General features: G+C 70.2%; 18 protein-coding genes. 7 read left to right on the forward strand and 11 right to left on the reverse strand.

From position 1 onward, the window contains the following. Nucleotides 1–98: 98 nt before the first annotated feature. The 7 genes from katG to BLP38_RS08345 all read right to left on the reverse strand — a co-directional run bounded on the left by katG (nucleotide 99) and on the right by BLP38_RS08345 (nucleotide 6,607). A complete protein-coding gene (katG, locus tag BLP38_RS08315) occupies nucleotides 99–2,438 on the reverse strand; it encodes a catalase/peroxidase HPI (protein WP_091355838.1) in 2,340 nt (779 codons plus the stop codon). A gap of 44 nt (nucleotides 2,439–2,482) precedes the next feature. After that, nucleotides 2,483–2,917 (reverse strand): Fur family transcriptional regulator, encoded by a 435-nt coding sequence (locus tag BLP38_RS08320; RefSeq protein ID WP_091355842.1) that lies wholly within the window; start codon nucleotides 2,915–2,917, stop codon nucleotides 2,483–2,485. A gap of 61 nt (nucleotides 2,918–2,978) precedes the next feature. Then, nucleotides 2,979–4,436, reverse strand: coding sequence for an adenosylhomocysteinase (ahcY, locus tag BLP38_RS08325; RefSeq protein ID WP_091355846.1), 1,458 nt, complete (start codon nucleotides 4,434–4,436; stop codon nucleotides 2,979–2,981). Nucleotides 4,437–4,458: 22 nt separating this feature from the next. Further along, nucleotides 4,459–4,665, reverse strand: a complete 207-nt coding sequence (locus tag BLP38_RS08330) for a DUF3499 family protein (RefSeq protein WP_036313226.1) — start codon at nucleotides 4,663–4,665, stop codon at nucleotides 4,459–4,461. A 51-nt stretch (nucleotides 4,666–4,716) separates the two neighbouring features. Then, nucleotides 4,717–5,310: an energy-coupling factor transporter transmembrane component T gene (locus tag BLP38_RS08335; protein WP_091355850.1), complete on the reverse strand. Its 594-nt coding sequence runs from the start codon at nucleotides 5,308–5,310 to the stop codon at nucleotides 4,717–4,719. Next, a complete protein-coding gene (locus BLP38_RS08340) occupies nucleotides 5,304–5,993 on the reverse strand; it encodes an energy-coupling factor ABC transporter ATP-binding protein (protein ID WP_091355854.1) in 690 nt (229 codons plus the stop codon). The genes BLP38_RS08335 and BLP38_RS08340 overlap by 7 nt, the downstream gene beginning before the upstream one ends. Beyond that, nucleotides 5,990–6,607, reverse strand: a complete 618-nt coding sequence (locus tag BLP38_RS08345; RefSeq protein WP_091359696.1) for a biotin transporter BioY — start codon at nucleotides 6,605–6,607, stop codon at nucleotides 5,990–5,992. The genes BLP38_RS08340 and BLP38_RS08345 overlap by 4 nt, the downstream gene beginning before the upstream one ends. A gap of 52 nt (nucleotides 6,608–6,659) precedes the next feature. On the opposite strand from BLP38_RS08345, the gene BLP38_RS08350 reads away from it, so the two are divergent. Together BLP38_RS08350 and BLP38_RS08355 are read left to right on the forward strand one after the other, a co-directional pair. After that, on the forward strand, nucleotides 6,660–7,286 hold the full coding sequence (locus tag BLP38_RS08350; protein ID WP_091355858.1) for a TetR family transcriptional regulator: 627 nt from the start codon (nucleotides 6,660–6,662) through the stop codon (nucleotides 7,284–7,286). Nucleotides 7,287–7,315: 29 nt separating this feature from the next. Beyond that, on the forward strand, nucleotides 7,316–7,738 hold the full coding sequence (locus tag BLP38_RS08355; RefSeq protein WP_172824683.1) for a metallopeptidase family protein: 423 nt from the start codon (nucleotides 7,316–7,318) through the stop codon (nucleotides 7,736–7,738). 27 nt (nucleotides 7,739–7,765) lie between these two features. Here BLP38_RS08355 and BLP38_RS08360 read toward each other — a convergent pair whose 3' ends face one another. From BLP38_RS08360 to manA, 4 genes are all read right to left on the reverse strand, one after another. Beyond that, nucleotides 7,766–9,154 carry a DUF5719 family protein gene (locus tag BLP38_RS08360; protein WP_091355861.1) on the reverse strand — a complete coding sequence of 463 codons (1,389 nt, stop codon included), beginning with the start codon at nucleotides 9,152–9,154 and terminating at the stop codon, nucleotides 7,766–7,768. Continuing rightward, nucleotides 9,151–12,012, reverse strand: coding sequence for a glycosyltransferase (locus BLP38_RS08365; protein WP_091355865.1), 2,862 nt, complete (start codon nucleotides 12,010–12,012; stop codon nucleotides 9,151–9,153). Before BLP38_RS08365 ends, BLP38_RS08360 begins: the two co-directional genes overlap by 4 nt. A 66-nt stretch (nucleotides 12,013–12,078) precedes the next feature. Further along, a complete protein-coding gene (locus BLP38_RS08370; RefSeq protein ID WP_083199396.1) occupies nucleotides 12,079–12,399 on the reverse strand; it encodes a WhiB family transcriptional regulator in 321 nt (106 codons plus the stop codon). Nucleotides 12,400–12,540: 141 nt separating this feature from the next. After that, the gene (gene manA / locus BLP38_RS08375; protein WP_091355868.1) at nucleotides 12,541–13,686 is read right to left on the reverse strand and encodes a mannose-6-phosphate isomerase, class I; all 1,146 of its coding nucleotides are present in this window, start codon (nucleotides 13,684–13,686) and stop codon (nucleotides 12,541–12,543) included. Nucleotides 13,687–13,745: 59 nt separating this feature from the next. On the opposite strand from manA, the gene BLP38_RS08380 reads away from it, so the two are divergent. Genes BLP38_RS08380 through BLP38_RS08400 form a run of 5 tightly spaced genes read left to right on the forward strand, consistent with a single transcriptional unit; the run spans nucleotide 13,746 to nucleotide 20,418 of the window. Beyond that, on the forward strand, nucleotides 13,746–15,146 hold the full coding sequence (locus BLP38_RS08380) for an O-antigen ligase family protein (protein WP_091355871.1): 1,401 nt from the start codon (nucleotides 13,746–13,748) through the stop codon (nucleotides 15,144–15,146). Next, nucleotides 15,143–16,465, forward strand: a complete 1,323-nt coding sequence (locus tag BLP38_RS08385) for an O-antigen ligase family protein (protein ID WP_091355874.1) — start codon at nucleotides 15,143–15,145, stop codon at nucleotides 16,463–16,465. The genes BLP38_RS08380 and BLP38_RS08385 overlap by 4 nt, the downstream gene beginning before the upstream one ends. 55 nt (nucleotides 16,466–16,520) lie before the next feature. Continuing rightward, nucleotides 16,521–18,452 (forward strand): glycosyltransferase, encoded by a 1,932-nt coding sequence (locus BLP38_RS08390; protein WP_091355878.1) that lies wholly within the window; start codon nucleotides 16,521–16,523, stop codon nucleotides 18,450–18,452. Further along, nucleotides 18,449–19,435 (forward strand): glycosyltransferase, encoded by a 987-nt coding sequence (locus BLP38_RS08395; RefSeq protein ID WP_091355882.1) that lies wholly within the window; start codon nucleotides 18,449–18,451, stop codon nucleotides 19,433–19,435. The genes BLP38_RS08390 and BLP38_RS08395 overlap by 4 nt, the downstream gene beginning before the upstream one ends. Further along, nucleotides 19,399–20,418, forward strand: coding sequence for a rhamnan synthesis F family protein (locus BLP38_RS08400; RefSeq protein WP_157681083.1), 1,020 nt, complete (start codon nucleotides 19,399–19,401; stop codon nucleotides 20,416–20,418). The genes BLP38_RS08395 and BLP38_RS08400 overlap by 37 nt, the downstream gene beginning before the upstream one ends. Nucleotides 20,419–20,671 lie beyond the last annotated feature (253 nt).

Genomic DNA, 20,671 nt, shown 5'->3' on the forward strand with positions numbered 1-20,671 from the left:
GGGTGAGTCCACAGTAACCGACAGGTGACCGCTCCCGCCCGGACGACGCACGGCCCCTCCCGCGAAGGAGGGGCCGTGCGTCGTGATGGCGGTGCCGGTCAGGCGTGCAGGTCGAACCGGTCGAGCTCGGTCACCTTCGTCCAGGCAGCCACGAAATCGCGGACGAACTTCTCGGCGGCGTCGTCCGAGGCGTAGACCTCGGCGATCGCCCGCAGCTCCGAGTTCGAACTGAACACGAGGTCGGCACGGGTGCCCACACCGATCTGCGAACCGTCGGAGGCGACGCCGCGGAAGGCGTGCGAGCCCGGGTCGAGGGGTGTCCACGTCGACCCGAGGTCGAGCAGGTTCACGAACACGTCGTTCGTGAGCGCACCCGGCCGGCCGGTGAACACGCCGTGCGACGAGCCGTCCCAGTTCGCGCCGAGGGAGCGCAGGCCGCCCACGAGCACCGTCATCTCGGGCGCGCTGAGGGTCAGCAGGTTCGCCTTGTCGATGAGGTGGTGCTCCGCCGGGAGGAACGCGTTCGGTCCGTAGTAGTTGCGGAAGCCGTCGGCGACCGGTTCGAGGTACCCGAACGACAGCTCGTCGGTCTGCTCCTGCGAGGCGTCGGTGCGGCCCGGGTGGAACGGCACGGAGACCTCGACACCGGCATCCTTCGCCGCCTTCTCGACGCCCGCGTTGCCCGCGAGCACGATGAGGTCGGCGAGCGAGACCGTGGTGCGTCCCTGCTGCTCGGCGTCGAAGGCGGCCTTCACGTCCTCGAGCGCGGCGAGGACCGTCTGCAGCTGCTCGGGGTTGTTGACCTCCCAGTCCTTCTGCGGCGCGAGGCGGATGCGGGCGCCGTTGACGCCGCCGCGCTTGTCGCTGCCGCGGAAGGTGGATGCCGCGGCCCAGGTCGTCGAGACCAGCTGCGACACCGTCAGGCCGGTGGCGAGGATGCGCTCCTTGAGCAGAGCGGCATCCGCGTCGTCGATCAGCTCGTGGTCGACGGCGGGCACCGGGTCCTGCCAGATGAGCTCCTCCTGCGGCACCTCGGGGCCGAGGTAGCGCGCGACGGGACCCATGTCGCGGTGCGTGAGCTTGAACCACGCGCGGGCGAACGCGTCGCCGAAGGCGACCGGGTCGTCCTTGAAGCGGCGCGACACGGCGTCGTAGGCCGGGTCCATCCGCAGCGCGAGGTCGCTCGTGAGCATGCGCGGCTCGCGGCGGCCGTCGGAGTGAGCGAGCGGGACCATGTCTGCACCGGCGCCGTTGGTGGGACGCCACTGGTGTCCGCCGCCGGGGCTGCGCATGAGCTCCCAGTCGTAGGCGTAGAGGATGTGGAAGAACTCGTTGTCCCACCGGGTCGGGTGGTAGGTCCACGTGACCTCGAGGCCCGAAGTGATCGTGTCGTCGCCCTTGCCGGTGCCGTGGCTGTTCTTCCAGCCGAGGCCCTGCTGCTCGAGACCGGCGGCCTCGGGGTTGTCGTCCACGTTCGTGTCGGGCGCCGCACCGTGCGTCTTGCCGAAGGTGTGACCACCGGCGATGAGGGCGACGGTCTCCTCGTCGTCCATGCCCATGCGGCCGAAGGTCTCGCGGATGTCGCGGGCCGACTTCAGCGGGTCGGGCTCGCCGTTGGGGCCCTCGGGGTTGACGTAGATGAGGCCCATCTGGACCGCCGCGAGGGGCTTCTCGAGGTTGCGGTCGCCGCTGTAGCGCTCGTCGGCGAGCCACGTGGTCTCGGGGCCCCAGTACACGTCGTCGTCCGGCTCCCAGACGTCGGGGCGTCCGCCGCCGAAGCCGAAGGTCTCGAAGCCCATGGTCTCGAGCGCGACGTTGCCGGCGAGGATCATGAGGTCGCCCCACGAGAGCGCCTGGCCGTAGGTCTTCTTGACGGGCCAGAGGAGGCGCCGCGCCTTGTCGAGGTTGACGTTGTCGGGCCAGCTGTTCAGCGGCGCGAAACGCTGCTGGCCGGTGCCGCCGCCGCCGCGACCGTCGGTCGCGCGGTAGGTGCCGGCCGAGTGCCAGGCCATCCGGATCATGAGGGGGCCGTAGTTGCCGAAGTCGGCGGGCCACCAGTCCTGCGACGTGGTGAGGACGGCCGCGATGTCGGCCTTCACGGCGGCGAGGTCGAGGCTCTCGAAGGCGGCCTTGTAGTCGAAGTCCTCGCCGACGGGGTTGCCGACGGCCGGGTTCTTCTTGAGGATGCGGAGGTTCAGCTGGTTCGGCCACCACACCTGGTTGGCGGTGCCGACGGTGGGATGCGGCTGGCCGCCGTGGTTCGCGCGGTCGGCGCCGGGCGCCGCGTGGATGACGGGGCAGGCGTCGGCGGTGTTCTCCCGCGGCCGCGTCTCGCCGTCGCCGCGCTCGTCGACCGGGGTGTCGATGGGGGTGACGGCGTGGTCGACGTCGGTCGCCTCGGCGCCGATGGGCTCGGCCTGGGGGTCACGGTCGCTCATGGTGATCCTTCCGTTCGGGTGGATGAGTGGTGGGCGGTGGGAGGTCAGGCGGCGGCCTCGACGGCGCAGTCGCCGCAGAGACCCCAATAGGTCACCTCGGCCGCGGCGATCCGGAAGCCGTGGTCGTCGGCGGGGTGCAGGCAAGGTGCCGCGCCCACGGCGCAGTCGACGTCCTGGACGCGGCCGCAGGAGGTGCACACGAGGTGGTGGTGGTTGTCGTCGACACGGAGCTCGAACAGCATGGGCTGACCGGCCGGCTCGATGCGGCGGACGATCGCGGCGTCCGCGAAGTCGTTCAGCGCGTTGTAGACCGACTGGCGGCTCGCCTTCGGCAATGCCCCCGCGACCTCGGCGAAGACGGCGTCCGCGCTCGCGTGCGGGTGGGCGGCGAGCGCGGCGAACACCGCCAGCCGGGACTCGGTCACCCGTAGACCCGCGTCGCGCAGGGCGCCGGCGGGGTCCAGGGTGAGATCGGTCATGGACTCAGCCTACGCCTTCTTTTGATCCGATCAAAAGAGACCTGCGCCGGGCGTGTCGGCGTCAGTACCGGTAGTGATCGAGCTTGTAGGGTCCCTCGACGGGCACGCCGATGTACGACGCCTGCTCCTGCGTCAGCTGCGTCAGCTGCACGCCGAGGGCGGGCAGGTGCAGGCGCGCGACTTTCTCGTCGAGTGCCTTGGGCAGCACGTACACGCCCGTCGGGTACTCGTCGATCCTCGTGAACAACTCGATCTGCGCGAGCACCTGGTTCGTGAACGAGGCGCTCATGACGAACGACGGGTGACCGGTCGCGTTGCCGAGGTTGAGGAGGCGCCCCTCCGACAGGACGAGGATGCTGCGCCCCGTCGGCAGACGGTACTCGTGGACCTGGGGCTTGATCTCGACCTTCTCGACACCGGGCAGCGCCTCGAGCGCCGCCATGTCGATCTCATCGTCGAAGTGACCGACGTTGCCGACGATGGCGAGGTGCTTGAGCGCGAGGAGGTGATCCACCGTGACGACACGGGTGTTGCCCGTCCCGGTGATGAGGATGTCGACCTGGTCCGCGACATCCTCCAGACGGGTGACCTGGTAGCCGTCCATCGCCGCCTGCAGGGCGCAGATCGGGTCGACCTCGCCCACGATGACGCGGGCACCCTGGCCGCGCAGGGCCTCGGCGGCTCCCTTGCCGACGTCCCCGTACCCGACGACGAAGGCGACCTTGCCGCCGATGAGGACGTCGGTGGCGCGGTTGATGCCGTCGGGGAGGGAGTGTCGGATGCCGTACTTGTTGTCGAACTTCGACTTCGTGACCGAGTCGTTCACGTTGATGCCGGGGAACAGGAGCTTCCCGTCCGCGTGCAGCTCGTAGAGACGGTGGACCCCGGTGGTCGTCTCCTCGGTGACGCCGAGCAGCCCCGCCGCCAGACGGGTGAACCGCTGCGGGTCGCGCGCGAGGCTGCTCCGGAGCGTCTCGAGGACGATGCGGTACTCCGCCGAGTCCGTGTGCGCGGCATCCGGCACCGCACCGGCGGCCTCGAATTCGACGCCCTTGTGAACGAGCAGGGTCGCGTCGCCGCCGTCGTCGAGGATCAGGTTCGGGCCGTCGAAGCCCTCGTCGGACCAGTCGAAGATCCGGTCGGCGAGCTCCCAGTACTGCTCGAGCGTCTCCCCCTTGAAAGCGAACACCGGCACGCCGGCAGGCTCGGCGACGGTACCGCTCGGCCCCACGACGACGGCTGCGGCGGCTTCGTCCTGCGTGGAGAAGATGTTGCAACTGGCCCATCGGACCTGCGCCCCGAGGACGACGAGCGTCTCGATGAGGACGGCGGTCTGCACCGTCATGTGCAGCGACCCGGCGATCCGCGCGCCGGCGAGCGGACGGCTGGCGCCGAACTCCTCTCGGAGCGCCATGAGTCCGGGCATCTCGTTCTCGGCGAGGCGGATCTGATGACGACCGGCCTCCGCGAGCGAAAGGTCGGCGACGACGTGTTCGATGGTCTTCACGGGAGTGGGCACGCGCCCATCCTCCCACGCAGGGTCAGACGCGGAGCGTCTCGTGACGGACGACGACCCACCCCTTGGGAACCGACATCCTGCCGGTGTGGATGGCGCACAGATCGTGCGCGTGGGGGTCGTTGCCGGCGCCCAGCGGGCCGAGGACGGCCATCTGGTCGCCGTAGTCGTAGGTCAGGGTCGTCACGGCCTCACGGGCGCAGCCCACCTTGGAGCAGAGTCTCTCGAGCATCGGGTCCACGCTATCCGCGCGCCCCCACGACGCGGGGAGGCCGCGCCGGTCTCAACGCACCCCGCGGGCCGTCAACGCGTCCCCGAGGTCGTCTGCGTGACGCAGCGCGAGCACGAGGAAGGGAACCACGAACACTCGGATGCCGCGGGCCCCCCGCGCGCGCTGCGCATCGCGCACTTCGCGAGCGAGACGGGCCAGCGTCGGCACCGTTCCGAGCGCGACGACGAGCAGGAGCGCGACGCGGGATGCATCCACACCGACGATCCGGAGCGGTCCCAGCGCCCGCTCCACCACGTCGAGGAGCGCGGCGACCGGAGTCGTCAGGGCGAGGAGCCCGGCGAGGGCGACGGCGGCCACGATGCGGACGGTGCCGACCGTCGCCGCCTCGACACCGAGGAAGATGCACGGGATGCCGAAGGCCACCACGACGAGCCAGCGGAGCGCCCACACCTGACGTCCGAGCTCACCCATGCCCACTCCGGGGACGACGTAGCAGACGACGCAGACGCCGACCGCGACGGCCGCGGACGGCCACGCCGACGGCAGGAGCGAGACGCCGAGCGCAAGGAGCAGGAGGAGCAGCGCCTTCGGCCCCGGCGGCATCCGGTGCCAGGGACCGGAGCCGGGACGATACAGGCTCAGCATCGCCAGCTCGCGGCGTAGCCCGCGACGACCTCGTCCGCGACGCCCACCTGGGCGATGCGCCCCTCGTGCACCCGGACGGCGACGTCACAGCGCGCCGCGAGGTCGAGGTCGTGCGTCACGACGACCAGGCGATGCCCGCCGTCGGCGAGCAGGTGCCCCGCGACGATACGGGCGTTCCGACCGTCGAGGAACGCCGTCGGTTCGTCGGCGATCACGAGGTCCGGATGCCGGACGAACGCGCCGCACAGGGCGAGGAGCTGCTTCTGACCACCGGACAGCTCGTAGGCGGGGCGATCGGCGAGCTCCGCGAGGGCGAACCGCTCGAGGGCGGCCGCGACACGCGCGTCGCGTTCCGGCCGGGGCAGCCGGTCCGCACGGAGGGAGAAGGCGACGTCCTCGGCGACGGTGGGCATGACGATCTGCGCATCGGGATTGCTGAAGACGATCGCGGTGCGGGAGCGGAGCGCCGCGGCATCCGTCACCGTGTCGAGACCGAAGACCTCGACACGTCCCCGCGTCGGCCGCACGAGCCCGCCGATGAGGCGGGCCAGCGTCGACTTGCCCGAGCCGTTGTCGCCGACGACGGCGACGGTCCGCGCATCGAGCGCGAGGTCGACATCGTGGAGGACGTCGGTGCCAGCCAGCCGAACCGAGACACCGGCGAGTCGGACGGCGCTCGTCACCGGACCGGCGCCGCCTCACGCGGAGCGGTCGCACGCGGCGCCCAGGTGCGCCGGAACGCACGCGGGTAGCCGCGGACCAGAGCGCCGACGACGACGGTCGCGATGATCGCCTTCGCGAGGTCAGCGGGCACGAACGCGAGATTGGCGAGGGCGGCTTGATCGACGCCGATCCGCATGATGACGCTCTGGAGCGGGATGCCGCAGGCGTACACGGCCACGACTCCGCCGAGGAAAACCCCGAGGAAGGTACGCCACCACACCGGTCGACGCTCACCGGCGTGCACGATCAGCCCGATGATCACGACGCCGACGAGCCAACCGATCAGGTAACCCGAGGTCGGCCCGACGAAAACGGCTGCTCCGCCGCGCCCGCCGGCGAGCAGGGGCAAGCCCAGGGCGACGAGCGCCAGCAGGGTGGCGACGGACACCGCGCCGACCAGCGGCCCGAGGATGGCACCGGCCAGCATGACCCCCAACGTCTGCGCGGTGATGGGCACGCCGCCGAAGACCGAGAACGAGCCGGGTAGTCCGAGGACGGCGATGACGCCGGCGAAGACCGCCGCGCGCGCGAGGTCGGTCGTGTCCAGACGCGGAGTCGGGCGTGGGTGGGTCATCTCATCCTCCTGAACGGCGTTCACGTGAACACTGTTCAGGTAGGGTAGCCCCATGACTCCCCCGGACTCAAACCGGTCGCCCCGTCCCGCGCGAAGGACACGAGAGGACGTCGTCGACGCGGCGGTCGACCTCCTCGATCGGGTCGGCCTGCCCGACCTCTCCATGCGGCGGCTCGCCGACGAGCTCGGCGTCCAGCCGAGCGCGCTCTACTGGCACGTGGCCAGCAAGCAGGAGCTGTTGGCGGCGGTGAGCGCGCGCATCCTGGCCCCGGTCACCCTTCGTTCGTCGGATCCGGACGACCTCGCGGAGGCGGCCGTCACCCTCGGCCACCGCCTGCACGATCGGCTCCTCGCCCACCGGGACGGCGCCGAGGTCGTCTCGAGTTCGCTGGCGCTCGGGCTCGTGGCATCCCCCCTGCACGAGGCGCTCTCCGGCTGGGAGGAGTCCGCCACCGCCGACGTGGTCGCCGACGCGATCACCCACTACGTCGTCGGGATCACGTTCCACGAGCAGCAGCGCCGATCAGCGGATGCCTGGGGTGCGGCCGCGCCCGAGGCGTCTGTCACCCCCGCGTCCTTCGAGCACCCCGCCGACGACGCCTTCTCTGCGGCCCTCGCTCTCATCGCCGGCGGCATCACTGTCTGGCAGGACGGCACCCGGCGGCCCGCCGACGCCTAGGATGGCGTCATGCGCAGCAAGGTGGACCCGTGAGGCGACGTGCGCGCACAACCGCCCGCCCCGATCGGCACGGTCGACACGGCCGTCTGGACCGCAGCTCCGTCGTCCGCCCGCCACTCCCCGCCATCGAGACCCGCGCCGAGAAGTTCGACCTGACCGTCACGACGGCCGTCGAATTCCTCCGGAGCGCCTGGCCCGAACTCCGGGAGGTCCGCTTCGACATCGGGTGGATGCCGGACGCATCCGATGACGACGGCATCCCCCGCTGGCAGGTCCAGGGCGAGCAGAAGCGGATCATCCTCTTCCGCCTGCCGATCGAACGGCTCGCGCGACTGCACCGCAACGACGATCTGCACCGCCGCATGATGATCGAGAGCTGCGTCTTCCGCGCCGCAGCCGAGTACCTCGACCGCGACCCGTGGGACCTGGGTCCCGACCGTTTCCGGTTCTGACCGCGACGGACCCTGCTCCGGCGGGCGTCAGCGAGGCCGCACCACGACGGGCGCGGCGGCCGCGTCCGCGGGGAGGACGGGATAGCCGGCGATCGCATCGGGCGCGGAGAACGTGACGCTCGCGCGGAGGGTGCCGCCGGCCGGATCCAGCCGGTAGAGCTCGCCCGCGCGCAGGTCGACCGACGCCGATCCGCCCGCCGGAATCCGGACCTCGCTCGGCTCACCGGCGCCAGCGGCGCCGGTGAGGACCGCCGCGACTTCCTGCGCTCCCGGGTTGACGATCGCGAGCTGCGGCTGCGGTCCCTGCGCGACGGCGAGGAGCGAGGGGACCCGGATGTCGTCGGCCGTGCCGTACCAGGCGAAATCGGATCCGGCATCCGCCCCGGTCGAGGCGTGGGCCGAGGCGACGACGGGAGCCCCGGCGTCGATGTCCACGCGGTACCGTCCCGGGGGCAGCCTCTCCATGTCGATCTCGAGCGGGACACCCGCGGTCACCGCGAGATCGTTGAACGACGCCGCTGCCGTTCGCCCGCCGACGGGCGTCACCGACACCGACACCGTGGTGTCGTCGGAGGGCGCCAGCACGCGGACGGCGGTGTCGGTGGGCTCATCGCGTTCGCCGACGACGCTGAAGGCGGGGATCGTCTGCTGCGTGCGCGGCAGGCCCGTCGCACCCCCCTCGTCCACGCCGACCGGCACGAGAGTGCGGGTGAGGCTCGATTGCAGCACCGCCTGGACAGGGGCCTGCGTGGCCGAGACGAGGACGACCGGGCTGGTCTCGCCGAGCGCGAGGGACGCGAGCGGGACGATCCGCTGCTGCTGCGGCGGAATCAGAATGCCTGCGCCCGCCTCGGGTGCCGTCCGACCGCCGGACGCGAAGACGGTGAGATCGACGCGCGCAGCGACGTCCCCGGGATTGGCGATGACCACCAGGTCGGCGGCGCCCGTGAGACCGCTGCCGGCGGAGAGCCACGTCTCCATGGCGGGCGGCGTGCACGCCGACGCGCCGAAACCGGCCAGGTCGTCGGCGTTCACGCGCGACGATCCTGCCGCAGCGAGGTCCGTTCGCACCCTTTCGACGGGAACCGCGGAGAACGACAGGGCCGGCGGACCGTCGGCCACCGCCGAAGCGACCTCACCCTGCGCAGGCGCGGCATCCCCCGCAGCGGTTCCCGCGACGACGCTCTGCGACGCGGCGACCTGGACGGCGGCGGCATCATCGGTGTTCCGGCCCGCGGCGAACAGCGGTCCCGTGCAGGACAGCAGCGATGTCGCCGCTTCGGGACGGGTCGTGAGCGACAGCGTGGACCGGTCGACCTCGGGCAGCGGCGTGGTCACGAGGAAGAGGGTGCCGACGACGACGAGGACGCTGACCACGCCCCCGACGCCCCGACGGATCCGGCGGGCGGTCGTCACGAGCTGCTCCTCTCCGCAGCGAGCGCATCGCGCTCACCGATGATGCGCGGGTGACGTCGTCCCGCGCGCAGGCTCGCCCGAGTCGGGACCGCCAGCAGCAGCGCGATGACGATCACGCCGAGTTGGAGGAGTGCCACCCGGAGCGTCGTGGGGCCTGACGCGTCGTCGACGGTGCGCTCCGCGATGGCACCCTCCACGCTCCACAGGACGCCGCGGGCCGTCTCGCCGACGCTCACGAGGTCGGCCCGCTGGTTCAGCAGGTTCTGAGCACCCAGTCGGCCCGCTCGGGCGAGGTCGCTCTCGCGGGGCGCCCGCTCGAGGAGCACGTAGGCGATCCCGTGATTCGCGAGGGTGGACACGACATCGCCGCCGGCCGTCGAGACGAGGTCGGCCGTCACGTGGGCGAGCTCGCGGTCGCCTGCGGTCAGGTCGGGGCGTGTGGACTGCAGCGTCGTCTGTCCGCCGAGGGTTTCGCTGGCACCCCAGACCACCGACGCCGAGTAGGCGGCATCCGGCTGCACCGTGAGGACGAGCGTCGCGGTCTGTTCGCCGTCGCGCTCCCCCTCGCTGCCCGCGGTCTGGACGTACGCCGGCAGGGTGCTCGTCGGCCCGTCGGTGAGCGCGGCATCCCCTCGGACGACGGCGGTCAGCGCGGGCACCGCGCCGATGGCGAGGAAGGCGATGATCACGGACGCCGCCACGGGAACGAGGGCGTCGACGCGGCGCAGCCCGTCGAGGCCTGCGACGGCGGCGAGGACGAGGCCGGCCCACGCGAGCGAGAGTCCGCTCCCGGGCCAGATCGGGACGGAGCCGGACATCCCGACCGTCAGAGCGACACCCGACCCCGCGACCGCGGTCGCGACGCCGAGGACTCCCGCCACCAGAGCGACGGATGCCGGGAGTAGGCGACCGAGGACGGGCCCGAGGAGCGCGAGGACCACGACGGGAGCCGTGAACGCGGCGGCCCACCACGCGCGCCCGTCCTCGCCGAGGAACTGCGCCCATCCGACCCCGTCGGTCGACGGGTAGCCGAAGGCGAAGAGCGCTTTGGGCAGCAGACCGTCCGGGTCACCCGTGACGGCGAGCGGACGCCCGGGATCGGAGAAGACGGCGAGCGCATCGCCCACGCTCAGGTGGTACCAGCAGAGGGGGAGGAAGACGGCGACGGACGGCACGACGAGCCACGCGATGCGACCGGCTCCACGTCCACGGCGGGTGGCGATCGCCAGTCCGAGCCCCACGAGCCAGAGCACGATCAGCGCGGGTCCCAGGGAGGGCGCGCACGCCACGACCACCACCAGGATGATCGAGGCCAATCCTGCGCTGCTCCACGAGCGGCGCGCGGCGAGCGCCGTGTAGACCAGCCACGGGAGCGCGAGGTGGAGGATGACCGCGGCCGGCCGACCCTCGACGAGGGCGGCGAGGAACATCGGTGCGACGGCCCACGCGAATCCCGCGGCGGCGCGAAGGATGGGACGCGCGGTCACGCGCGTCGCGGCGAACCAGCCGCCGAGCGCCGCGAGCGGCAGCGCGAGGAACCACAGGATGACGAGGGCCCGGGACGGGGCGAGGGGAGACAGCGAGCCGATCACGGCCACGACGGAGGCGAACGGATCGGCGGGACCCACGGTGTCCCACCCCAGCGCACGCGGACCGTAGGCGGCATCCGTCCACAGCGCGAGGACGCCGCTGCGCAGCGGTGCGAGTCCGCCGCCGCCGAGGACCGGCCAGGCCAGAAGTGCGCCGAACGACAGAACCGACGTCGCGAGCGCGCCGAGGACGAGCCATGCCCCTCCCCCGCTGAAGAAGTGGAGGTCTTCCCTCGGTGCCGCCGCGGCGTCCGCCTCGTCTTCGAGGCGCTCGCGGAGGTCGCGGCGTCCGATCCGCAAGGACGCGAGCGAGGACCACGCCGCCGACCGGTGCCGGCGGATGGTGCGGCGCGCACGCACCACGGACGCGAGACCGAACAGGACGGAGAACGACGCCACCCACTCCGGCCCGATGCGACCCGGATTCTTCGCCAGCAGGTGACCGAGAGTCCGCCAGAGCGCCAACGGGAGAAGACTCAGCCAGTGGAACGGAACGGCGAGGGCCGGCGCGTACGCCATCCGGCGGTGCAGCTGCGCCTTGCGTTCGGCGTACTGGCGACGCCCGCGAGCCCCCGCGGAGCGACCCGCGGGCGCGCCGGCGACACCGTCGCCCGCGACAGCCACGAGTGCGGTGGGAGCGAGTGCGACGCGTCCCCCCGACAAACGGGCGCGGATGCCGAGATCGAGGCCTTCATCCGCACCGGCGAGGCCCGGGTCGACTCCGCCGAGGTCGCGCCACACCTGCGAACGGACGAGGACGCCGCGGATGTCCGACCCGAGGACGTCTTCACCGGTGTCGTGCTGGCCTTGGTCGAGTTCCCCGTCCGCCAGGCCCACCGTGCGGCCGGTGCGCGTCACGGTGACGCCGAGGGAGACGATGCGACTCGAGTCATCCCACGAGACCAGTTTCGGTGCCGCCAGGGCGACGGACGGCGCGGTCTCCAGCGCACCCGCGAGCCGCGCGAGCGCGTCCGGGGCGGGAGCGGTGTCCTGCGCGAGCAACCAGACGGCGTCTCCCGACACACGCCGACTGGCGAGCCGGAGCGCGTCGGCGAATCCGGTCGCACGCCCCGTGACGATGACGGCTTCGGCGCCGGATTCGGAGGCCAGCTTCTTGAGCGCCTCGTCGGGGCCGCACAGGACGACGGTGAGCGCGTCGACGCGCCGCGTCTGGGCGGCGAGCGCGCGCAGGGTGCGGCTCAGGTGGAGATCCGTGGGGCCTCGTCCGTGGGGGCGGACGACGAGGATCGCGTGTACTCGGGCGGGCATGACCAGGTCAGCCTAGGTCGCGCACCGACCGTCGCGGGGAGGACGGACGGGGTGGCGCGGATCGCGTCAGGAAGCGTGTCGCTTGAGCTTGCGGCGCTCGCGCTCGCTGAGGCCGCCCCAGATGCCGAACCGCTCGTCGTTCTGCAGGGCGTACTCCAGGCACTCCCCGCGGACGTCGCAGGAGGTGCAGATCCGCTTCGCGTCCCGCGTGGATCCACCCTTCTCCGGGAAGAACGCCTCGGGATCGGTCTGCGCGCACAGGGCGTCGGCCTGCCACGCGAGCGCCGTGTCCTCATCGGTGTCGATGCGCCGGCGGACACCGGGGACCCCGAGGTTCACCGGGTCGACGAACCAATTCTCGGGAACGCCGGAACGGTAACCCGTCATCTTGCTCTCCCACCTGTAGACACTCGCCGCGGTGCGGCCGATGCCTAATTACACCCGTGTGATTCGCTCCGGTCAAGTCGCAAATCGTAAACCCTCAACCCGACATTGAATCTTCTTGAGGTCACCGGCGTGTCGCGACCCTCAGTGGCGGCGACCGGGCTGCGCGATGTAGACGACGCCGACGCCCTCCACGGTGAGCGAGTCCTCGCCCTGGGCGTAGGCGGCCGCGCCCGAAACGAGGTCGACGCGCTGTTCGTCGCCGGCCACGGACACCGCTCCGGCGGTCGCGAGCACGATCGCCGGACCCTCGAGCGCGACCGTCCGGGACGTGCCGGTCATCCGATGACGCGTCAAGAGGAAGTCGGGCACCCCGGCGTCGAAGACCTCCCCCGCCTCCTCGTCACCGCGGGGCGCGAGGACGGGAGCGTCCGCAGGTTCCGTGTCGACGATGCGCATGAGCTCGGGGACGTCGATGTGCTTCGGCGTGAGCCCGCCCCGGAGGACGTTGTCGCTCGCCGCCATCAGCTCCACGCCGAGGCCGTCCTGATAGGCGTGGAGGACGCCCGCGCGGGCGAAGACGGCCTCACCCGCACGCAGCACGACGAGGTTCATGAGGAGCGCCACCACGATGCCCGCGTCGCCCGGAAAGTCCCGGACGATGGCGCGGAGGACGTCGATCTCCTCCTCGAAGCCCGGAACGTCGGCATCCCGGATCGCGGCGGACACGTCCGTGACGACGTCGTCCGCGCGCCCGCTGAGGACCGCTTCGATGACGGCGCGCAGCGCGTCGGCGGGCGCGGCGGCGGTCAACTCGTGCCGGAGTCTCATGACGCCGGATGCTTCGCCGAGCCCCGCGAGCAGACGGTCGGTGTCCGCCACGGGACGCAACCCGACGAGGGCGCGGAAGCGCTCGCTCAGCGCGACGATGATCTCCGGCTTGTGGTTGTCGTCGCGGTAGACGCGCTCCGCCGCGTCGCGAGGGACGCCTGCCGCTTCCTCCGCGGCGTAGCCCGCCTTCGCCTGGGCGAGGTCGGGGTGCGCCTGGATGGACAGCGATGACGACGCCGCGAGGATCTTCAGCAGGAACGGAAGCGGCGGCTCGCCGGCGTGCGTCCTCGCGTCAGCGAGGGTCCGCCCGTCGCCCAGGATCGCGGGGCTCCCCGGATGGTCACCGAACCAGACCTCGGCCTCGGGCGCTCCGGTGGGCGTCCGCCCCTGCAGCTCGGGGATGGCGGTGGGAGATCCCCACGAGTAGTCACGGGGGGCGTTCGCAAGCGTCTCGAGCACGCGATCAGCCTAGGGCGTGAGGCGGAACGCACGGGGGCGCGCGATACCCTGCTGTCACCATGGCCGTCCACTCCTCGCACCCGGTCTCGGCGCCGCCGGCTGCCCCGCCGCGTGAGCGGACGAGCCACATCCTTTTGCGCGGCTGGTGCATCGCCCTGTTGATCGTCACCCTTTCGGGGACCGCGCTCCCCCTCGCCTTCGGCGTCCCCGTCGCGGCAGCCGTCGGCGTCGTCAGCTTCTTCGTCTCGGTGATCCTCTGGGCGACGATCCGTCCCCGCGTCCAGTGGCCGCGACTGCCCTGGTACGCGCTCGCGTACATCGTGTGGGCACTCGCATCGATCCTCTGGACGCACTGGCTGGAAGCCACCTTGACGACGGTCGCCCTCCTGATCGTCACGACCGTGGGCGCACTGTTCGTCGGGGCCGTCCTGACGTGGCGCGAAGTCGTTCGGGCACTGGCATCCGCTCTGAAATGGATGCTGGGACTGTCCATCGTGTTCGAACTGTGGGTCAGCCTCATCTGGGACGGCCCGATCCTGCCCCACTTCGAGCGCCCCGCGGGACCGGTCCCCGACCCCATCGTCCTGTGGTCTCGCGACAACCTCCTGGACGGCGGTCGCATCCAAGGGATCTTCGGCAATTCGAACGCCCTCGCGTATGTCGCCCTGCTGGCGATCGTCGTGTTCGCCATCCGGATCGCCTCGCGCGCACCTCGACGACCCGTGCTCGCTCTCTGGCTGGTCCTCGCCGTCTTCCTCTTCGTTCGGGCGGGGTCCGCGACCGCCACGCTCTCGGCCGTCGCCGTCGGGGTCGTCCTCATCACGGTCCTCGTCATGCGGACGACCACGCGAGCCGGCGAGCGCACCCGTTACTACCTGGCCTACGGCATCCTCGCGGTGGGAGGCCTGCTGGCCGCCTGGCTGCTGCGGGACCACGTCTTCACCGCGCTGGGACGATCGAGCGACCTCACGGGACGCGAGTCGATCTGGGAGAAGGTCCTCGCGCGAGCGGTGGAGCACCCCGTCATCGGCTGGGGGTTCTCCACCCCGTGGATCCCTACCGACCCCGCCTTCGACCGGTGGATCGTCGACCACGGCCAGACCGTCATGCAGGCGCACAACATGTGGGTCGACGTCTTCCTTCAGCTCGGCGCCGTCGGGATCGTCCTCATCGCCGCCGCGTACGTCGCCTTCGTGTGGCGGTCCTGGTTCTTCGCCATCGACCGGCCCCGATGGGACCTCGTCAGCGACCGGCCCTACACCGCCGTCACTCTGCTCCCGACCCTGACCGGGGCGATCCTGCTGGTGCAGGGCCTCGCGGAGTCGACACCCCTCCTGAACTGGGGCTGGTTCCTGCTCATCCTCTTCGCCTTTAAGATCAAGCAGGCCCCGCTGGTCGGAAGAGGTCCCTCGGAGGAACGGCTCATCGGCGAACAGGGAGACAGGCCACTCGAGCGATGACGACGCTGCGTGCGCTCCCCCGCTGGACCGACCTTCCCGGTTCCGCCGACTTCGCGCGCGCCTTCACGGTGACCGTCCTCGCGAGCATCGCCGGAAGCCACGCCATCGAGAGCCTCGCCGGGAGTGCTGCGCTCGTCAGTATCATCGCCGCCGAGAGCATGATCGCCGTCGGCATCCTCGTCGCGCGGCGCCGCGAGCTCTCGGCGCTGCGGCTGATCCCTCTGACTCTGGTCGCCTTCCTCCTGTGGACGCTCGCGAGCGCCTTCTGGAGCACGGACCCCGTCGAGAGCTTCTTCCGCTGGCTGTCTCTCGCCGCGCTGGCGCTGCTCGCCGTGACCATCGGTCACATCCGGGACACCTTGCAGACCGTGCGCGCCGTCGGAGACGTCGCTCGGTTCCTCCTGATCGTCTCGCTGGCTGTCGAGATCGCCTCCGGCATCCTCTTCGACATGCCGTTCACCTTCCTCGGCGTCCGCGGCGACATCGCCGACCTCGGCCCGATTCAGGGCATCTTCGGCACGAGGAACATGCTCGGGTTCTTCTGCGTGGTCGCCCTCGTGACGTTCATCGTGGAGCTCCGGACCCGGTCGGTGCGCACGGGGGTCGCCGCCCTGTCGATCGTCCTCGCGAGCGTCCTGGCGCTGCTGTCCGCATCGCCGACCGTGTTCGTGCTCGCCGCAGCGGTCTCGGCGCTGACCGGGGTTCTGTACCTCATCCGTCGGATCCCCGACGCGCACCGCACCCGCGCTCAGTGGATACTCGCCGTTGTCGCCGTCATCGGCGGGTCGGTCGCGTGGGGGGCGCGTTCGTCGATCATCAACCGGCTCGGAGCGGCCGACGACCTGTCCCTCCGCACGAACCTCTGGCGCTTCGTCGAGTTCTACGTGCAACGCCAGCCCGTGCAGGGCTGGGGCTGGTTCGGCCCCTGGGATGTCCGCGAACCGCCTTTCGCCGTCATCAACTGGCTGCTGCGGGACAGCCACACGACAGCGCTCAACGCGTACGTCGACGTGCTCCTCCAACTGGGCTGGGCCGGCCTGGTGGTCTTCGTCGCCTTCTTCGCTCTCACCTTCGCACGATCGTGGGTGGATGCCAGCCGCCGCCGCGCGGCCGTGCACGCTTGGGTCCCGCTCATGGTGGCCACGCTCGCGGTCGTCTCGATGTTCGAGAGCTTCACGCTGTTCGGCATCGGCTGGCTCCTTCTGGTGATCTGCGCAGTGCGGGCCGGACAGTCGCGGTCGTGGCGGGAAGCTTTGGATCGGCGCGCAGTTCCGCCGGGACTGCCGCTCGCCCCGGGAGGGTTCAGGCAGGCCGGGTAGGATCATCGCTGGCCCCGCAGTCCGGTGCGCCGCGCCGCCAACACGGAGAGATCACTTGACCCACGTCCTCGCCAACGTCGTTTTCCCCGTCGACCGCGACCCCGACATCCTCCCCCTCTACCTCGACCCCGAGACGTGGTCGACCATCGAGGGCGAAGGCGTCCGCGTCAGCGCCAACGCGCAGCTGGGCGACGTGCTCGACAGGCGTCGTGCGCGCATCGCCGCGGGACGCCGCATGTCGTTCGCGACGTACTTCAACGCCTTCCCCGCGTCGTACTGGCAGCACTGGACGTCGGTGCGACGCATCCGCCTCACGGTGGAGCTCTCGGGCGAGGCCACCCTGCTCGTCTACCGGTCGAACGGCGGGGGCATCCGCCAGCGGATCGTCACCCACGAGGTGTCGGGCGAGTCGACGACCGAGGTCGACCTCGATCTGACGCAGTACACCGACGGCGGGTGGATCTGGTTCGACGTGGTGGCCGATACGCAGGACGTCACGTTCCGCAGCGGGATCTGGAGCACGGATCAGGAGCCCGCTCGAGGCGGCAAGGCGTCGATCGGCATCACGACGTACAACAAGCCCGAATACTGCGTCGAGACCCTGCAGAGCCTGATCGATGCGCCCGACGTGCTCGAGAACATCGACCGCATCTTCGTCATCGATCAGGGCGACAAGCGCGTCGACGCACGCGAGGAGTACCCGGCGATCGCCGAGGGCCTCGGCGAGACGCTCCAGGTCATCACCCAGCCGAACCTCGGCGGTTCGGGCGGCTTCGCCCGGGCCATGCTCGAGACCCTCGATCGTCCCGACAGCGACTTCGTCCAGCTCCTGGACGACGACGTACGGATCGAGCCCGAGGCCCTGCGCCGATCGATCGTCTTCGGCCGCTTCACGACCACTCCCACGATCGTCGGCGGGCACATGTTCGATCTGCTCGATCGCCCGAAGCTCCACGCGTGGGCCGAGGTCGTCGACGACAAGCCCTTCATGTGGCGGAACCTGTTCCAGGAGCGGATGCCGCACGACTTCGGCGCCCAGAACCTGCGACAGACGCCGACGCTGCACATGCGGATGGATGCTCATTACAACGGCTGGTGGATGTGCCTCATCCCCATGGAGACCGTTCGCGAGATCGGCCTCTCCCTGCCGGCGTTCATCAAGTGGGACGACGCCGAGTACTGCCTCCGCGCGGGTGAGGCGGGGTACGCCACCGTCTCGCTGCCGGGCGTCGCGCTGTGGCACGTGTCATGGCTCGGCAAAGACGACGCGATCGACTGGCAGGCGTATTTCCACGTGCGCAACCGGGTGGTGGCGGGCCTCCTGCACTCCCAGACGCCGCGCGGCGGCACGCTCATCCGTCACAGCCGCCGCGTCGACATCAAGCATCTGATGATGATGCAGTACTACCCGACGCACCTGCGCGCCGCCGCCCTCCGAGACGTCCTGTCGGGCCCGGCCCACATGTTCCGGTCCTTGGACACGGCCATGCCCGCCGCTCGGGCGGCCGCCTCGCGTTTCCCCGAGACGACGGTCCACAAGGACGTCGACGCGATCCTGCGCTCCCGCAAGGGCCGTCAGGTCTTCAGTGTTCCCCGCCGCGCCGAGCGTGACAGGGTGAAGGACACGTCATCGAGCCCGACCGGCATCCTCCTCCGTGTATTCACCGGTGTCTCGCTCGCGTCGCACTGGTTCCACACTCCGAAGAGCGTCAACCTTCGTACTCCCGAGGTGGAGTTCGGCAAGGGCGACGCGAACTGGTGGCGTATCCCCCGGTATGACAGCGTGCTCGTCAGCGCCGCCGACGGCAGCGGAAAGCAGATCTACACCCGCAACCGCGCACTGTTCCGCAAGCAGCTGGTGGAGAGCGTGATCCTCCACCGGCGTCTGCAGCGCCGGTGGGCCAAGCTGGCGGCGCAGTATCGCAAGGCGCTCCCCGGCCTGGTCTCACCCGAGGCCTGGCGCCGCGTGTTCGAAGAGAACAAGTGAACGCCTCGGAGCGGCGCCCGTCGGCACAGGAGACGTTCGACCCCGCCTCCGCGACGATCGCCATCGTCACGTACAACCGTTCTCACCTGCTGACCCGGCTCCTCACGAGTCTGACGTCGCTCGACCCGAAGCCGGGGCACGTCGTCGTCGTCGACAACGCTTCGGCGGACGACACGGCTGAGGTTGTCGAGTCCTTCCGCGAGAAGCTCGGGACGCAGCTCGTATATCGACGCCTCGAGACCAACACGGGTGGGTCCGGTGGATTCAGCGAAGGCATGCGCGTCGCCTACGAGCTCGGATCCACATGGATGTGGCTGATGGACGACGACGTCGAGGTCCTCCCCGACGGACTGGCGAAGATGGGGCGCTGGGCGCCCCGGTTCCGGAGCATCCAGGGCCGCCGCTACGACTACGACGGCAGCGAGTTCTACTGGCAGTACCGCGTAGCAGAGCGCATGGGGATCCCGATCCCGTTCGCTCCTGCCGGATTCACGGAATCCGGCTACAAGGAGATGAACTCGGGATGCTTCGAGGGGATGTTCATCCACCGCGACATCGTCGAGCGAATCGGCCTCCCCGACCCGCGGTTCTTCATCTACTGGGACGATCAGGTCTACGGATGGCTGGCCTCACAGCACACGACATCCGTCATCGTCGACGAATTCGTCCTGCGGCGCACACGTGAGATCAAGCAGTGGGACATGGGCATCCGGCACATGAACGCGTCGAGCAACGCGTACCGCTACTACATCATGCGCAATCGCGCCCTCATCAAGCAGTACTACCGCGTCCACGGCGTCTACAACCCCGTGCTCTTCGGTCTCGGCACGACGCTGACGTTCGGCAAGGAACTGATCCGCCTGCTTTTCGTCGAGCGGACGGTCCGCGGCACGAGCAACCTCGTTCGCGGGCTCCGCGACGGCGGACGCATCTCGCGCGACCGCACGTGGCAGCCCATGCCTCCTCTGGCGAGCAACCGATGACGCGGCGTCTAGCTATCGTCGCGCACTTCGACGCACGAGGGGAACTCGCCCCGCATGTGACGCGCCAGCTGGATATGCTGGCGCGGTCGTTCGATCGGGTCATAGTGGCATCCACAAGCCGTCTGAGCGACGACGCGCGAGATCAGATCACTAAGCGAGCCGACCTGGTCGAGAGGTCGAACCTCGGCCAGGACTTCGGCTCCTGGCATCAATCACTCGAGATGACCGGATTCGCTGCCGACTACGACGAGTTGCTCTTGACGAACGACTCCTACGTCAGCGTCATCGACGACCTCGAACCCGTCATGGCGAGCATGGCCGAGCGGCCCGTCGAGGTCTGGGGCTTGACGAAGTCGTGGCGCCACACGGAGCACATCCAGAGCTACTTCCTGCATTTCACGAAGGCTGCGTTGCGCTCGCAGGCGTTCCATCGGTTCTGGTCCGATTTCCGACCTGCCGCAGACCGTACGTCCGCGATCATGGGCCAGGAACTCGGGATCAGCCGCGCCATGATGGCTTCCGGGTTTCGGCTCGGCTCGTACTTCGAACCGACGACGGCGGAACGGCATCTCGCCAACAGGCGCGGGGTCCATTGGCTTCTTCGCCGGCGCCGCGCGTTCCCCGCCCATTTCGCCGGGTTCGAGGATCACTTCCGAATCCGTCATGCTCGGGATCCCGAGGAGAGCAATCGCCTCAATTGGGCTACCGACTTCGCGGATTTCGTGTTCGATCGCGCGCGGTATCCTCTCGTGAAGTTCGACACCCTGCGTTACGACCCCCATTGGCTCGACTCCGCGAAGCTGCTCGCTCTGTGCGAGGAGGAGTTCCCCGATGCTTTTGCGGGCGTGCGTTCCTACATGGATGAGACCGCGCACGTATATCCCGGCCGACCCTTGGAGAACTCCGGCTCTGCTCGATTGGACCCCATAACGGCACGCGCAGTCGGCTACAGGCGCCAGAGATCACGAGGGTTGAAGGAATGAACTCCGCCAAAGAAGCCATCGTCAGCGTCGTTCGCGAGTTCCGACGGGTTCCTCCGTTGCGCTCGGCTTTCGAGAAGACGGATCCCTACCGTCGGATGCGCCGGCTTCTGCATTCAGGGCTCGTGGACACCGGACTCTACGCCGCGCAGCTCGGAACCGAGTCGATCTCAGGCGAGGACGCGGCTCGACACTACGTGACCTACGGGCAGCACGCTGGACTGACGATCAACCCCCTCCTGGACGATCGAACGCT

This window comes from Microbacterium sp. LKL04 (genome assembly GCF_900102005.1).
Classification (GTDB): Bacteria; Actinomycetota; Actinomycetes; order Actinomycetales; family Microbacteriaceae; genus Microbacterium.

What these genes read in the sequence shown, in the direction of transcription:
- katG (WP_091355838.1), bottom strand. Translation starts at nt 2,438, where the DNA reads ATGAGCGACCGTGACCCCCAGGCCGAGCCCATCGGCGCCGAGGCGACC.
- BLP38_RS08320 (WP_091355842.1), bottom strand. Translation starts at nt 2,917, where the DNA reads ATGACCGATCTCACCCTGGACCCCGCCGGCGCCCTGCGCGACGCGGGT.
- BLP38_RS08330 (WP_036313226.1), bottom strand. Translation starts at nt 4,665, where the DNA reads ATGCTCGAGAGACTCTGCTCCAAGGTGGGCTGCGCCCGTGAGGCCGTG.
- BLP38_RS08335 (WP_091355850.1), bottom strand. Translation starts at nt 5,310, where the DNA reads ATGCTGAGCCTGTATCGTCCCGGCTCCGGTCCCTGGCACCGGATGCCG.
- BLP38_RS08345 (WP_091359696.1), bottom strand. Translation starts at nt 6,607, where the DNA reads ATGACCCACCCACGCCCGACTCCGCGTCTGGACACGACCGACCTCGCG.
- BLP38_RS08350 (WP_091355858.1), top strand. Translation starts at nt 6,660, where the DNA reads ATGACTCCCCCGGACTCAAACCGGTCGCCCCGTCCCGCGCGAAGGACA.
- BLP38_RS08365 (WP_091355865.1), bottom strand. Translation starts at nt 12,012, where the DNA reads ATGCCCGCCCGAGTACACGCGATCCTCGTCGTCCGCCCCCACGGACGA.
- BLP38_RS08370 (WP_083199396.1), bottom strand. Translation starts at nt 12,399, where the DNA reads ATGACGGGTTACCGTTCCGGCGTTCCCGAGAATTGGTTCGTCGACCCG.
- BLP38_RS08380 (WP_091355871.1), top strand. Translation starts at nt 13,746, where the DNA reads ATGGCCGTCCACTCCTCGCACCCGGTCTCGGCGCCGCCGGCTGCCCCG.
- BLP38_RS08385 (WP_091355874.1), top strand. Translation starts at nt 15,143, where the DNA reads ATGACGACGCTGCGTGCGCTCCCCCGCTGGACCGACCTTCCCGGTTCC.